Genomic DNA, 14567 nt, shown 5'->3' with positions numbered 1-14567 from the left:
GTGGGAAAGGCAGGGGGAGGCGCGGGGCCCGCTCAGACGAGAGCGAGCACCGGACGCGGCGGCCCCCGCCGCCCGACGGAGTGCACGAGGAGCCGGGCGCGGGAGGACCGGGGCCGCCCGGCGGGCCGGCCGGCCCGCAGCGGCGCCGGACCCGAGGCCCGGAAGAAGGCGACCACGAGCAGCAGCGGCCGGAACGCGAAGGCCTCCACCGCGCGGAGCAGCCGGGCGAGCGCCCGCTCCCCGCCGCGCAGCCAGCAGGCCGCCGAGAGCCCCACGCCCACATGGGCCAGGAGCAGCAGCCACGGCAGCGCCGGATCGGGGGAGTCGAGCAGCGCGGCCGCGCCCCCGCTCTCGGGGGTCACCACCCCGGGCAGCGGCGAGCCCACGGCGCCGCCGCAGAACACGTCCACCCCGACCGCGCGCAGCGAACCGGCGACCGGGCCGCCGGCGGGGCCGTAACAGACCGCCTGCCCGCTGGTGAAGAGGGTGTCGGCGGCCAGCTCCAGGGGGACGAGGAGCCCGGCGATCGGGCCGAGGCCGCGCTCACGGCCGGCCAGCGCGTACGCCACGGCGAAGACGCCGACCGCGACCGGGACGACCGTCCCCAGCGGCAGCGGCACGCGGGAGAGCAGCACATGGGACGCCACGGACAGCGTCACGACCAGTGCCGTGAAGAACGCCGCCCGCAGCGCCCTCAGCTGCGTCCCTGCCATGTCCATCGTCGTGGAGTGTCCCATGCCCGTGCGTAAGACGGCCTTAAGCGCAGCCTGTGGACCCGCCCCTACAGCCCCGGAACCCGGCCCTACAGCCCCGGGATCCGGCCGTTGCGGAAGAGGTCCACGAAGATCTGGTGGTCCGCCCGCGCCCGCGCCCCGTACGTGTGGGCGAAGTCGACCAGGAGCTCGGCGAAGCCCTCCTCGTCGGCGGCGATCGCCGCGTCGATGGCCCGCTCCGTCGAGAACGGGACCAGGGAGTGGCCGCTGGAGTCGTCCGCCGCTGCGTGCATCGTGGCCGTCGCCCGGCCCAGGTCGGCGACGGTGGCCGCGATGTCCTGCGGGTCGTCGATGTCCGACCAGTCCAGGTCCACCGCGTACGGCGACACCTCGGCGACCAGCTGGCCCGCCCCGTCCAGCTCCGTCCAGCCCAGCCACGGGTCGGCGTGCGCCTGGAGCGCCCGCTGCGAGATCACGGTGCGGTGGCCCTCGTGCTGGAAGTAGTCCCGTACCGCCGCGTCCGTGACGTGCCGCGAGACCGCCGGGGTCTGCGCCTGCTTGAGGTAGATCACGACGTCGTTCTCCAGGGCGTCGCTGTTTCCCTCCAGGAGGATGTTGTACGAGGGGAGGCCGGCCGAGCCGATGCCGATCCCGCGCCGCCCGACGACGTCCTTCACCCGGTACGAGTCGGGGCGCGCGAGGGAGGACTCCGGCAGGGTCTCCAGGTAGCCGTCGAAGGCCGCGAGCACCTTGTACCGGGTGGCCGCGTCCAGCTCTATCGCGCCGCCGCCCGCCGCGAAGCGGCGCTCGAAGTCGCGGATCTCGGTCATCGAGTCGAGCAGCCCGAAGCGGGTCAGCGCCCGGGCCTCGCGCAGGGCGCCGAGCAGCGCCCCGTCGGCGGTCTCCAGGGTGAAGGCGGGGACGTCGTCGCCCTTGGCGCCGGTGGCGAGGGCGTGGATCCGCTCCCGGTACGCGGCCGCGTAGATCCGGACGAGCTCGGTGATCTGCTCGTCACTGAGCGCCTTGGCGTAGCCGATCAGGGCGAGCGAGGCGGACAGCCGCTTGAGGTCCCAGGTGAAGGGGCCGACGTACGCCTCGTCGAAGTCGTTGACGTTGAAGACGAGCCGCCCGTTGGCGTCCATGTACGTGCCGAAGTTCTCGGCGTGGAGATCGCCGTGGATCCAGACCCGGCCGGTCTGCTCGTCCAGGTACGGGCCGCTGTGCGCCTCCCCCTCCAGGTCCGCGTAGAACAGGCACGCCGTGCCCCGGTAGAAGGCGAAGGCGGAGCCGGCCATCTTCCGGAACTTGACGCGGAAGGCCGCGGGGTCGGCGGCGAGGAGCTCGCCGAAGGCGGTGTCGAAGACGGCGAGGATGTGCTCACCGCGCTCGGCTGCGGTGGGCTGCGGGACCGACATCGAGGGTGCCTCCTGGTGCAAGACTGCTCATGACAAATGGGACAGGTGTTCCGGTCCTCCAACGCGCGACCGTACCCCCGAGTGCCCGCCCGTCGCCCGACCACCACCCCTCATCGAGGGGCTTCGCCCCGCAGTGTTGCATTCCAGCCGTTGTCAGTCGGCCGACGTAGACTTCCACGCTGTCCCCCCAGAAATTCAGTCGGAGGCCTCCCCCGTGACCAAGCCGCCCTTCACGCACCTCCACGTCCACACCCAGTACTCGCTGCTGGACGGTGCCGCGCGGCTGAAGGACATGTTCAACGCGTGCAACGAGATGGGCATGACCCATATCGCCATGTCCGACCACGGCAACCTGCACGGGGCGTACGACTTCTTCCACACCGCGAAGAAGGCCGGGGTCACGCCGATCATCGGCATCGAGGCGTACGTGGCGCCCGAGTCCCGGCGCAACAAGCGGAAGATCCAGTGGGGCCAGCCGCACCAGAAGCGGGACGACGTCTCCGGTTCCGGCGGTTACACCCACAAGACGATCTGGGCGGCGAACGCCACCGGACTCCACAACCTCTTCAAGCTCTCCTCCGACGCGTACGCCGAGGGCTGGCTGCAGAAGTGGCCCCGGATGGACAAGGAGACCATCTCCCAGTGGTCCGAGGGCCTGATCGCCTCCACCGGCTGCCCCTCCGGCGAGCTCCAGACCCGGCTGCGCCTCGGCCAGTTCGACGAGGCCCTGAAGTCCGCCTCCGAGTACCAGGACATCTTCGGCAAGGACCGGTACTTCCTGGAGTTGATGGACCACGGCATCGAGATCGAGCACCGGGTCCGCGACGGGCTCCTGGAGATCGGCAAGAAGCTCGGCATCCCGCCGCTGGTGACGAACGACTCGCACTACACGTACGCGCACGAGGCGGGCGCGCACGACGCCCTGCTCTGCATCCAGACCGGCAAGAACCTCTCGGACCCGGACCGCTTCAAGTTCGACGGCACCGGCTACTACCTGAAGTCCACGGACGAGATGTACGCCGTCGACTCCTCGGACGCCTGGCAGGAGGGCTGCCGCAACACGCTGCTCGTCGCGGAGCAGATCGACACCAGCGGCATGTTCGAGGCCAAGAACCTCATGCCGAAGTTCGACATCCCGGAGGGCTACACCGAGGTCACCTGGTTCCGCGAGGAGACCATGCGCGGCATGCACCGCCGCTTCCCCGGGGGCATTCCGGACGACCGCCTCAAGCAGGCCGAGTACGAGATGGACACCATCATCTCGATGGGCTTCCCCGGCTACTTCCTCGTCGTCGCCGACTTCATCATGTGGGCGAAGAAGCAGGGCATCGCCGTGGGCCCCGGCCGAGGCTCCGCGGCCGGCTCGATCGTCGCGTACGCCATGGGCATCACCGACCTCGACCCGATCCCGCACGGCCTGATCTTCGAGCGCTTCCTCAACCCCGAGCGCATCTCGATGCCCGATGTCGACATCGACTTCGACGAGCGCCGGCGCGTCGAGGTGATCCGGTACGTGACCGAGAAGTACGGCGCCGACAAGGTCGCCATGATCGGCACGTACGGAAAGATCAAGGCGAAGAACGCCATCAAGGACTCCGCGCGCGTCCTCGGCTACCCGTACGCCATGGGCGACCGGCTCACCAAGGCCATGCCCGCCGACGTCCTCGGCAAGGGCATCGACCTCAACGGCATCACCGACCCCTCGCACCCCCGCTACAGCGAGGCCGGCGAGATCCGCGCGATGTACGAGAACGAGCCGGACGTCAAGAAGGTCATCGACACCGCCCGCGGCGTCGAGGGCCTGGTCCGCCAGATGGGCGTGCACGCCGCCGGCGTGATCATGTCCAGCGAGCCGATCGTCGACCACGCCCCGATCTGGGTGCGGCACACCGACGGCGTCACCATCACGCAGTGGGACTACCCGCAGTGCGAGTCGCTCGGCCTGCTGAAGATGGACTTCCTCGGCCTGCGCAACCTCACGATCATGGACGACGCCGTCAAGATGGTGAAGTCCAACAAGGGGATCGACATCGATCTCCTGGCGCTGCCGCTCGACGACCAGAAGACCTTCGAACTGCTCCAGCGCGGTGACACCCTCGGCGTCTTCCAGTTCGACGGCGGCCCCATGCGCTCGCTGCTCCGGCTGATGAAGCCCGATAACTTCGAAGACATCTCCGCCGTGTCCGCCCTGTACCGGCCGGGCCCGATGGGCATGAACTCGCACACGAACTACGCCCTGCGCAAGAACGGCCAGCAGGAGATCACCCCGATCCACCCCGAGCTGGAGAAGCCGCTCGAAGAGGTGCTCGCGGTCACCTACGGCCTCATCGTGTACCAGGAGCAGGTGCAGAAGGCCGCCCAGATCATCGCCGGCTACTCGCTCGGCGAGGCCGACATCCTCCGACGGGTGATGGGCAAGAAGAAGCCCGAGGAGCTGGCGAAGAACTTCACCATCTTCCAGGCCGGCGCCAAGAAGAACGGCTACAGCGACGAGGCCATCCAGGCCCTCTGGGACGTCCTGGTCCCCTTCGCCGGCTACGCCTTCAACAAGGCGCACTCCGCCGCGTACGGCCTGGTCTCCTACTGGACCGCCTACCTCAAGGCCAACCACCCCGCCGAGTACATGGCGGGACTCCTCACCTCGGTCAAGGACGACAAGGACAAGTCCGCGGTCTACCTGAACGAGTGCCGCCGCATGGGCATCAAGGTCCTGCCGCCCAACGTCAACGAGTCCGAGTCGAACTTCGCCGCCCAGGGCGACGACGTGATCCTCTTCGGCCTCTCCGCCATCCGGAACGTCGGCACCAACGTCGTCGAGTCGATCATCAAATCGCGCAAGGCCAAGGGGAAGTACTCCTCCTTCCCCGACTTCCTCGACAAGGTCGAGGCCGTCGTCTGCAACAAGCGGACCGTCGAGTCGCTGATCAAGGCCGGCGCCTTCGACGAGATGGGCCACACCCGCAAGGGCCTGGTCGCCCACCACGAACCCATGATCGACAACGTGGTGGCGGTCAAGCGCAAGGAGGCCGAGGGACAGTTCGACCTCTTCGGCGGAATGGGCGACGAGGCGAGCGACGAGCCCGGCTTCGGCCTGGACGTCGAGTTCTCCGACGTCGAGTGGGAGAAGTCGTACCTGCTCGCCCAGGAGCGCGAGATGCTCGGCCTGTACGTCTCCGACCACCCGCTCTTCGGCATCGAGCACGTCCTGTCCGACAAGACGGACGCGGCGATCTCCCAGCTGACCGGCGGCGAGCACGGGGACGGCGCGGTCGTCACCATCGGCGGCATCATCTCCGGCCTCCAGCGCAAGATGACCAAGCAGGGCAACGCCTGGGCGATCGCGACCGTCGAGGACCTGGCCGGCTCCATCGAGTGCATGTTCTTCCCGGCCACGTACCAGCTGGTCTCCACCCAGCTCGTCGAGGACACGGTCGTCTTCGTCAAGGGCCGCCTCGACAAGCGCGAGGACGTGCCCCGCCTCGTCGCCATGGAGCTGATGGTCCCCGACCTGTCGAACGCCGGGACCAACGCGCCGGTCGTCCTCACCATCCCGACGGTGAAGGTGACCCCGCCGATGGTCAGCAGGCTCGGCGAGATCCTCAAGCACCACAAGGGCAACACCGAGGTGCGGATCAAGCTCCAGGGCCCCCGCACCACCACCGTGCTCCGGCTCGACCGGCACCGGGTGACGGCCGACCCGGCGCTCTTCGGCGACCTGAAGGTGCTGCTCGGCCCGTCCTGCCTGGCCGGCTAGCCACACCGGTTCGACCCATGCGCAAGGGGCGCGCCCGTCGTCACGGGCGCGCCCCTTTGCCGTCAGCCGCGTCAGTTGTGGCCGAAACGCTTCTGACGGCCCTTGCGGGCCATGTCACCCGGAGTGACCTGGCTCGCGCGCTGCTCGGCCTGCGACTCCATCGACGACTGCTGCGCCTGCTGGGCGCCGCGCTCGGCCGGCGACTGCTGCTTCTGACTGCGGTTCTGGTTGCGGTTCTTGGCCATGGGGTTGCCTCCTCAAAGGGACCTAGGGGCCAGGGCCGCTGTCAGACTCACACACGGTACGAACCGCCGCATGTTGGATCATTACGGAGCGTAGGGGGCCGGCGGGCGTGATACTCGCCACGCCGATGATCCAGTTCCGGACGTCAACCACCTGGCCGTCGGGCAGACTCGAAGGAACCCGAAGCACCCTTTCGAACCCGAGGCTCCCGAAAGAGGGTGGAACACGTGGACCGCTGCGTCGTCCTGGTGGACGCCGGCTACCTGCTGGGCGCCGCCGCCAGTCTCCTCGCCGGGGAACCGGCCCGTTCCAGGATCACCGTCGACCACGCCGGTCTCATCCAGCAGCTGCGGCAGCGCGCCGAGGCCGAGACCGCGCTGCCCCTCCTGCGGATCTACTGGTTCGACGGCGCGCCCGACCGGGTGCCCCAGCCCGAGCACCGCAGGCTCCGCGTGATGCCCCGGGTCACGGTCCGCCTCGGTGCTCTGACCAGGAGCGACGGACGCTGGGCGCAGAAGGGCGTCGACGCGGCCATGCACACCGAGCTGACCGAGCTGGCGAGGAACAGGGCCTGCTCCGACATCGTGCTCGTCACCGGCGACGGCGATCTGCTGCCCGGCCTGATGTCGGCCAAGGAGCACGGCGTCGCCGTCCACCTCTGGGCCGTCCAGGCCGCCGACGGCGACTACAACCAGTCCGAGGACCTCGTCGCCGAGGCCGACGAACGGCGGGTCCTCGACCGGGCCTGGATCACCCGCGCCGTCCGCGCCAAGGACCTCACCGGCATCTGCGCGCCGCCGCCCGCCCCGCGCCCGGAGATCGCCGCCATCCTCTCCGCGCCGCTGCCCGAGGCGGCCCTCGCCGCCTCCGCCGAACGGGCCGCCGAGGCAGCCGCCACGGCCGTACGGAACGGGGGACCGGCCCCCGTCGACGCGAACGGCGACGGCGGCCACGAGCACCTCCGCGCCAACGGACACGTCGGCGCCGACGAGCACATCGACGGCGAGGGCGTCCCCGCCCCCGCGTCCCCGGGCAGAGGCGTCCCCACCCCCAAGGACCTGGCCGGACTGCGCGGCCCCGGCGCCCCCGCCACCCCCGTCCCGCAGGGCGCGAGCGCGCTCCGCTGGTCCTCCGACCGGGGCTGGGTCGAGCGCCCCGCCCCCTCCCTCGGCGAACCGGCCGAGACCGCCACCCTGCCCACCCTCGCCACCCTCACCAGCGCCGAGCAGCGCTGGGCCGACCGCGAGGAGGACATCACCACCGTCGGCGGCGACCCCTTCGAGGTCGGGCAGGTGTTCGCCCGCCGCTGGATGGAGCGGCTCCCCGAGCAGAGCCACGTCCAGAAGCTCTCCACCCTCTACCCCCGCATCCCGCACCGCATCGACGGCGAACTCCTCCGCTACGCCGCCCGTTTCGGACTTCTCGCCCACAAGGACGACCAGATCGACGAGCACGACCGGTACGCGATCCGGGCCGGGTTCTGGCGCGAGATCGACGTCCGGGCCGCCGCCGAACACGCCCCCGCGCCCGGAGCGGCCCCGCCGACCCCGTAGGCTCTTACCCCGTGAGTACGGTGTGCGTGGTGCGGGATCTGGTCAAGACGTACCCCGCCACGCGCGGCAGGCGCGGCGCGCCCGCGACCCCCGAGGTGCGGGCCACCGACGGGATCAGCCTCGACGTGCGCGGCGGCGAGATCTTCGGCCTGCTCGGCCCCAACGGCGCCGGCAAGTCCACCCTGGTCCGCCAGCTCACCGGGCTCATGCGCCCCGACTCCGGCACCGTCGAACTCCTCGGCCACGACCTCGTGCGCCACCCCGAGCGCGCGGCCCGGCTCCTCGCCTACCTCGGCCAGGAGTCCACCGCCCTCGACGAGCTGACCGTCTCCCTCGCCGCCGAGACCACCGGACGGCTCCGCGGCCTCACCGCCCACGACGCCCGCGCCGCCCGCGACGCCGTCCTGGACGAGCTCGGCCTCGGCGAGCTCGCCGGCCGCCCCCTCAAGAAGCTCTCCGGCGGACAGCGCCGGCTCGCCTGCTTCGCCGCCGCGCTCGTCGGCGAGCGGCCCGTCCTCGTCCTCGACGAACCCACCACCGGCATGGACCCGGTCGCCCGGCGCGCCGTCTGGGCCGCCGTCGACCGGCGCCGCGCCGAGCACGGCACCACCGTGCTCCTCGTCACCCACAACGTCATCGAGGCCGAGACCGTCCTCGACCGGGTCGCCGTCCTCGACCGCGGCCGGGTCATCGCCTGCGACACCCCCACCGGACTCAAGGAGCGGGTCGCCGGCGAGGTCCGCGTCGAGCTGGTGTGGCGCGACGCGCCGCCGCTCCAGCTCCCCGAGGTCGCCGCCCTGCGCCCGCTGGCCCAGGAGACCGGACGCCGCTGGCACCTGCGGCTCGCCCCCGACGAGGCCCGCGCGGCCGTCGCCGCCGTCACCGGCGGGGCCGCGTTCGCCGCGCTCGACGACTTCACCCTGGCCACGCCCAGCCTGGAGGACGTGTACCTCGCCCTGGGCGGCGCGACCGGGGGACTGGTGAAGGCGTGACCCCTCCCGTACCGCACGCACCGCACGTCACCCTCAGGAGCTGTACGCAGTGAGCACCCTGCCCGCCGAGGCCCTGCCGACCGGCGCGCTCCCGGCCACGGGCCGGGGCGCGGCGGACACCGCCGCGCCCCTCGCCCCGCGCGCCCGGCTCCTGCCGGCCCTGGCCGCCGTCTACCGCGCCCAGCTCTCCCGGGCCCGCGTCGCCCGCATCCCGCTGCTCTTCGTCGCCACCTTCCAGTCCATCGGGATCATGGTCCTGATGCGTGGGGTCGTCGACGGCGGCTCCGAGGCGCGCGCCGTCGTGGCCGGCTCCACCGTCCTCGTCGTCGCCTTCGTCGCGCTCAACCTGCTCGCCCAGTACTTCGGGCAGCTGCGGGCCGGCGGCGGCCTCGACCACTACGCCACGCTGCCCGTGCCGCCCGCCGCCGTCGTGCTCGGCGCGGCCGGGGCGTACGCCTCCTTCACCGTGCCCGGGACCGCCGTCACCGCCGTCGCCGGCTCGGTCCTCTTCGGGCTGCCCCTCGGCCATCTGTGGATCCTCGCCGCCGTCGTCCCGCTCGCCGGGGCGGCCCTCGCCGGGCTCGGCGCGGCCCTCGGGCTCCTCGCACCCCGCCAGGAGCTGGCCACCCTGCTCGGCCAGCTCGGCATGTCGGCGGCCCTGCTCCTCGGCGTCCTCCCGGCCGAACGGCTGCCGGGACCGATCGGCTGGGCGCGGGACCTGCTGCCGTCGACGTACGGCGTGGAGGCCCTGGCCCGCACCTTCGACCCGCACCCCGACTGGGCGGCCGTCGCCGTCGACCTCGCCGTGTGCGGGGCGGTCGGCCTCGCCTCGCTCGCCGTCGCCACCTGGGCCTACCGCAGGGCCGCCGTCCGCTGAGGCGGGCCACAGGGACACCTGGCACGATGGCGGAGTGACCGCACCTCTGACTCCGCCTCACCAGCCGCAGCCGCACGATCCCGACTGGCCCCCGCCGCCTCCGCCGCTGGACGGCCCGGCCGGTGACCCGATCACGGCCGCCGAGGTCCTGCAGGGCGTGCTGGTGACCCTCGCCTCCGCGCTCGCGGGGGCGCTGCTCGGGGTGCTGTGGCTGAACCTGGCCCCGCGCGTCCTGCTCATCTCGGACGGCAAGGGCGTCTACCTCCGGAACTCGGAGGGGGAGCAGGCGATCGGCGCCGACGGAACGTTTGTCCTCCTCGCGCTCGCCTTCGGCGCGGTCGCCGCCCTCGTCGTCTTCCTGCTGCGCCGCAAGGGCGGCGTCCCGCTCGTGCTCGGCCTGGCCCTCGGCGGTGGCCTGGGCTCGCTGCTCGCCTGGGGGATCGGCACCTACTTCGGCCCCACCGACGACGTCGTCGCCCACGCGAAGGCCGTCGGCCCGAACGTCACCTTCGAGGCGCCGCTCGAACTGAACCTGGGGGCCGCCGCGATGCTGGCCTGGCCGCTCGCCGCGATGATCGTCCACCTGGCGCTCACGGCCGCCTTCGGACCCCGCGACCCGGAGCCGGAATCCTGGGGGCAGCCGAAGCCGTACACCCAGGGGCCGGGCACCCACTGAGGCCCGCGCGAGGCCGCGCCTGAGGTCAGGCGCGGCCGATCGGGGCCACGACCGCCGAGGTGAGGGCGGCCAGGTCCGCGGGGGAGAGCTCCACCTCAAGGCCGCGGCGGCCCGCCGAGATGCAGACCGTCGCGTGGTCGGAGGCCGAGGAGTCGAGGACGGTACGCAGCCGCTTGCGCTGGCCCAGCGGGGAGATGCCGCCCCGGACGTAGCCCGTCGTGCGCTCCGCCGCCGCCGGGTCGGCCATCGCGGCCCGCTTCCCGCCGACCGCCGTCGCCAGGGCCTTCAGGTCCAGCTGGCCCGCCACCGGGACCACCGCGACCGTCAGCTCTCCGTCGACGTCCGCGACCAGCGTCTTGAAGACCCGGTCGGGGGAGACACCGAGGGCCTCCGCCGCCTCCTCGCCGTACGAGGCCGAGGCCGGGTCGTGCTCGTACGCGTGCAGCGTGAACGGGGTGCCGGCCGCCGTCAGGGCCACCGTCGCCGGAGTGCCTCCGCTGTTCTTCTTCTGCTTCTTCGCCACGCGCTCTTCCTCGGCTCGGTCGGCTCGGTCGGCCCGGCGGGGGCCGGCTCAGTTCGGGTACGTCGGGGCCTGCGTCAGGTCCACCACCGGCAGCGACGGCAGATGCCGCAGCACCGCCGTCTCCGCGCGCAGCAGCGTCAGCTCCTCGCGCAGCCGGGTCGCCGTGTCCGGCGCCTGGAGCAGTCGCTGCTTCGACGGGGTGTCCAGCACCGCGGCGGCCGCGACCAGGTACGACACCACGGAGGGCTCGTCCGGCAGCTCACTCGTCGTCAGCGAACGCTCCCGGGCCCCCGCGAGGCGCTTCTGGTAGTTCCGGAAGGCCCGCAGCACCCCCTCGGCGAGCGTGCCCGCCTCCTCGCCCTGCTCCTCGGGGATCTCCTCGACCTCGGCCGTCAGGAACGGCCCGCTCGCGTCGACCGACAGCAGCTTCACCCGGGTCGTACCGGTCGCCATCACCTCGAAGCTGCCGTCGGCGCGCTCCCGGATCGACGCCGCGTCGGCGATACAGCCGACGCGGTGGAAGGACTGGATGGGATCGGCGCCGAAGCCCGCCGCCGGGCCCTTCTCCGGCAGCGCCGTCTGGTCCGGCATGCCCGGGGCCGTCGGCGCGACCTCGCGGCCGTCGCGGATGGCGACGACGGCGAACCGGCGCGGCTGGGCGTCGTCGAGCGTGAGCAGCTCGCGCATCATGGCGCGATAACGCTCCTCGAAGACGTTCAGGGGCAGTACGAGGCCCGGGAACAGCACCGTGTTGAGCGGGAAGAGAGGCAGACGGGCGGTGGTCACAGCCGCCAAGCCTAATGGCCGCCGGGCCCGCCCCGTCCGGCCCTTCCACGACCCGTGCCGCTGAGGGGTGTCCGGCGGGCCGGTTTGCCCCGCACCCGGTCCCGCGCGGCCAGGAAACCGAGCAGGGGATCCTGCGGTGCGGCGCCCCGCGCGGCACCCCAGGGGAACGAGGTCGCGTACGGGCCGATCCGCCCGAACTCCTCCCACGCCTCCTCCCGGCGCCCCAGCTCGACCAGCACGTACGCGAGCAGGTTGCGGACCTCCGCCGGCCACGGGTCGCCCGGCGGGAACTCCGCCGACAGGGCCAGCGCACGGGCCACCGCCCGGTCGACCCGCGCGGCCGGCACGGACCCGTCGGGACCCGGCGGCACCCGGAGCCCGTCGTAGGCCGCGCGGACCGGCAGCGCCCCGACGAGCGAGCCCCGCGCGGCGTCGTCGGCGGCCTGCTCGGCGAAGTCGAAGGCGGCGCGGTGCGAGCCGTACCACTGCGCGGAGAGGTACTTCAGCGCGGCGACATGGCAGCCGTAGTGGTGCGGGGAACGGCGCACGGCCTGCTCCCACAGCGACTCGAAGACCGCGTGCCCGGCGTGCGCCCCGCGCGCGTGGTCGAGCGCGAGCCGCCACGGCACCGGGTCCTGCGGAGCCTCCCGGGCGATCTCCTGGATCAGCGGGGCGAGCTCGCGCAGCCGCTCGGCCCGCGCCGGGGACTCCCAGGCCCGGCGGACGGCGAGCTGTGCCGTGACGAGGAGGGCGTCGGGATCGCGGGGCGTGGCGGCGGCCCACCGGGTGAGCCAGTCGCCCCTGTGGTACGCGAAGGTGGCGAGCCGGGTGACATACCGGTCGCGGTCCTCCCACTCGCCGGCGCCCCGGGTGGTGGCGAGCAGCTTCGCCGCGGGCTCCGGATCGCCGAGGGCGGCGGCGACCAGGGCGGGGGCGAGCCGCTCGTCCGGGGCGTCGAGCAGCACGTCGTCGTCCGGCACGAACCCCGCGGCGGGCCGCGGTGCGTGCCGGGCCGAGCGGAGGGTGCCGACCAGGGCGCGGAGCAAGGACATGGTGCTGTGCATTCTCCCCCGGCCCGGCCCGCCCCGGCAGCCGCATCACCAGGTCACGACAGCACCCTCACCGGGCCGTGACAGCACTCTCACCCCCTCTGCGGGAGCACCGCCTCGCCTCCTCCGTACGCACACGGCCCTCACCGGAGCACGCCCCCTCCGCGCGGCCACGGCCCTCACCCCCGCCGCAGCAGCCGGGTCGCGCCCGCCGCCACCGTCGTCGCGAGGATCCAGCCGAGGAGGATCAGCGCCGCCGCCGCCCACTGCCAGATGCCTTCGAGCCGCCAGTAGCCGTCCTGCCCGAGGTTGATCACGGGCAGCAGCAGATCGAGGGCGTACAGCGTGCCGTTCCACTCGGGCGCCTCGTCCGCCTTGAGCGCGATCGGGCGGTAGTGGGAGAAGGCGACCGTGCCCGCCGCCCACAGCACGGCCATCCACAGCGCCGCCCGGCCCGGCCGGTAGCCGTACGCCACCGTCCAGTCCTGGAGGTACCCCCACAGCTTCCCCGCGATCGGCAGGGTCTCTCGTCTGCGCCGCTGCTTGGCGAGCAGCACCTCACGGGCGTCCGCGTCCTCGCCGCTGTTCCGCAGCACCGTCGCGAGCCGCTCATAGGGCTCCGGGGCGTACTCCGGGGTCGCCGCAGCCACCCACTCCAGGCGCCGGGCCAGCGGGAAGTGCCCGTACGGCACGAGGTTCTCGTAGACGAAGCCGCCCATCGCGAGACCGCCGGGCCCGGGCCAGCTTGTCGACAGGTCGATCAGGGTGACGACCTTCGCGCCGTTGAGCACCACCCTTCCCTCCTCCGGCCGCTCGCCGTTGAACCGGAGCTCCGGGGTGACGATCCGGCGCAGCGACAGCTCGTCCCGGCGCGCGCCGTTCAGCAGGAACCGGGCGCTGTGCAGGTCCACCGCGTCACCGAACCGGCCGTCGTCGAGCCGCACCCCGCCGTGGCACTCCACCGGCTTGCGCCGGGTGCCCTGGGCGGGCGTCACCCCGTACGGCGGCGTGGCCGTGGTGTTCCCCGTCCGGCCCGAGCTCCCCGACTCCTCGTACACCCAGGCCGCGTTCAGGTAGAGCGAGCGCTCCACCGTCAGCTGCGGGGCGTTCAGCGCGCGGCGGCCCTGCGCCCCGCGCAGCACGCTGCCCCGCAGGCTGAGCGAGACCCCGACCTTCGCCCCGCGCAGGCTCAGCTCCCCGTGGGTCTCGATCAGCTCGGCCTGGACGTCCTGGGCGACCACCATCCCGTCCGCCGTGATCGCCCGCCCCCGCCGGTCCGGCCACACCTGGATCTGGTTGATCAGCAGGTCCGTGCCGATCTGGGCGTCCGTCAGCCGGATGCCCCGGCGCACCCGGCAGCGCGGCAGGTGCAGGTCCCCCTCCGTGTGCAGCCGGGCCGCCTCCAGGCGCGGCAGCGCGCACTCCACCATCCGCAGCGTGCCGAACCGGGCCTCGGGCAGCACCACCTCGCCGTCGAACCGGCAGCCGTGCAGCTCCACGTACGGCCCTATCGTCCCGCCCGCCAGGTTCAGCACGCCGGTGATCCTGACCCCGCGCAGTTTCAGCGCGGCCACCCGCCCGGACCGGGCCGGCGGCCCGTCGAGCAGCAGCAGCGCCACCACATCGGCGCGGACGCTCCGCTCCTCTCCCCACTCCCGTCCCCCGAAGGGGTCGTCCCGCTCCGCGATCCCCTCCGTCAGATCGCAGGTCCTGCCGATCCGGAACGCCCGCCACACGGCCCGCTCCGGACCCGTGAGACCTTCCGGCATCCCGTCCTCGTGCGGCTCGGTCACTGCCGCCCCCTCGCTCTCCCCGATGCGCTCCCACGACTCCGCTTTCCGGGATTCGTGGATTCGTACAGTCGTTCTTCCCGCGCTGTGACGGGCTGAACGCTAACGGTCAGGAGTGGCGAGGAGACGCCACCGTGGTGTGTATCAGCCAGTGATACGGGCGACCGACGCTGAGGGCCGTCTGAGAGAATTGACC

12 protein-coding genes are annotated in these 14567 nt (G+C 72.7%); 5 read left to right on the top strand and 7 right to left on the bottom strand.

The genetic code is table 11. The features are described 5' to 3' along the window. Positions 1-32: 32 nt before the first annotated feature. Positions 33-719: a hypothetical protein gene (locus tag AB5J54_RS10985; protein WP_369143735.1), complete on the bottom strand. Its 687-nt coding sequence runs from the start codon at positions 717-719 to the stop codon at positions 33-35. A gap of 83 nt (positions 720-802) precedes the next feature. Continuing rightward, on the bottom strand, positions 803-2128 hold the full coding sequence (locus AB5J54_RS10980; protein WP_369143734.1) for a DUF2252 domain-containing protein: 1326 nt from the start codon (positions 2126-2128) through the stop codon (positions 803-805). Between the two features lie 214 nt (positions 2129-2342). On the opposite strand from AB5J54_RS10980, the gene dnaE reads away from it, so the two are divergent. Then, positions 2343-5882, top strand: a complete 3540-nt coding sequence (gene dnaE, locus AB5J54_RS10975) for a DNA polymerase III subunit alpha (protein WP_369143733.1) — start codon at positions 2343-2345, stop codon at positions 5880-5882. Positions 5883-5953: 71 nt separating this feature from the next. On the opposite strand, the gene AB5J54_RS10970 is transcribed toward dnaE, so the two are convergent. After that, positions 5954-6127, bottom strand: coding sequence for a hypothetical protein (locus AB5J54_RS10970; protein WP_369143732.1), 174 nt, complete (start codon positions 6125-6127; stop codon positions 5954-5956). A 216-nt stretch (positions 6128-6343) separates the two neighbouring features. On the opposite strand from AB5J54_RS10970, the gene AB5J54_RS10965 reads away from it, so the two are divergent. The 4 genes from AB5J54_RS10965 (at position 6344) to AB5J54_RS10950 (ending at position 10223) form a co-directional block, all read left to right on the top strand. Further along, positions 6344-7678 (top strand): NYN domain-containing protein, encoded by a 1335-nt coding sequence (locus AB5J54_RS10965; protein ID WP_369143731.1) that lies wholly within the window; start codon positions 6344-6346, stop codon positions 7676-7678. A gap of 20 nt (positions 7679-7698) precedes the next feature. Next, on the top strand, positions 7699-8670 hold the full coding sequence (locus tag AB5J54_RS10960) for an ABC transporter ATP-binding protein (protein ID WP_369149288.1): 972 nt from the start codon (positions 7699-7701) through the stop codon (positions 8668-8670). A gap of 73 nt (positions 8671-8743) precedes the next feature. Then, complete coding sequence (locus AB5J54_RS10955) at positions 8744-9547, top strand: ABC transporter permease (protein WP_369149287.1); 804 nt, start codon at positions 8744-8746, stop codon at positions 9545-9547. Between the two features lie 34 nt (positions 9548-9581). Further along, a complete protein-coding gene (locus AB5J54_RS10950) occupies positions 9582-10223 on the top strand; it encodes a DUF2567 domain-containing protein (protein WP_369143730.1) in 642 nt (213 codons plus the stop codon). Positions 10224-10248: 25 nt separating this feature from the next. Here the strand turns inward: AB5J54_RS10950 and ybaK are convergent, their stop codons facing one another. The 4 genes from ybaK to AB5J54_RS10930 all read right to left on the bottom strand — a co-directional run bounded on the left by ybaK (position 10249) and on the right by AB5J54_RS10930 (position 14374). Continuing rightward, positions 10249-10746, bottom strand: coding sequence for a Cys-tRNA(Pro) deacylase (gene ybaK, locus AB5J54_RS10945; RefSeq protein WP_369143729.1), 498 nt, complete (start codon positions 10744-10746; stop codon positions 10249-10251). 48 nt (positions 10747-10794) lie between these two features. After that, on the bottom strand, positions 10795-11532 hold the full coding sequence (locus tag AB5J54_RS10940; protein ID WP_369143728.1) for an LON peptidase substrate-binding domain-containing protein: 738 nt from the start codon (positions 11530-11532) through the stop codon (positions 10795-10797). An 11-nt stretch (positions 11533-11543) separates the two neighbouring features. Next, positions 11544-12596, bottom strand: a complete 1053-nt coding sequence (locus AB5J54_RS10935; RefSeq protein WP_369143727.1) for a hypothetical protein — start codon at positions 12594-12596, stop codon at positions 11544-11546. 164 nt (positions 12597-12760) lie between these two features. Beyond that, positions 12761-14374, bottom strand: coding sequence for an oxidoreductase (locus tag AB5J54_RS10930; protein WP_369143726.1), 1614 nt, complete (start codon positions 14372-14374; stop codon positions 12761-12763). Positions 14375-14567: the final 193 nt, after the last annotated feature.

The sequence above is a fragment of the Streptomyces sp. R44 genome (assembly GCF_041053105.1).
GTDB lineage: Bacteria > Actinomycetota > Actinomycetes > Streptomycetales > Streptomycetaceae > Streptomyces.
Note: the sequence above shows the minus strand (reverse complement) of the source record. Positions and strands in the feature narration are given on the sequence as shown.

Coding starts and splice junctions, on each gene's coding strand:
- AB5J54_RS10970 (WP_369143732.1), bottom strand. CDS start 6,127: ATGGCCAAGAACCGCAACCAGAACCGCAGTCAGAAGCAGCAGTCGCCG.
- AB5J54_RS10985 (WP_369143735.1), bottom strand. CDS start 719: ATGGACATGGCAGGGACGCAGCTGAGGGCGCTGCGGGCGGCGTTCTTC.
- AB5J54_RS10980 (WP_369143734.1), bottom strand. CDS start 2,128: ATGTCGGTCCCGCAGCCCACCGCAGCCGAGCGCGGTGAGCACATCCTC.
- AB5J54_RS10935 (WP_369143727.1), bottom strand. CDS start 12,596: ATGCACAGCACCATGTCCTTGCTCCGCGCCCTGGTCGGCACCCTCCGC.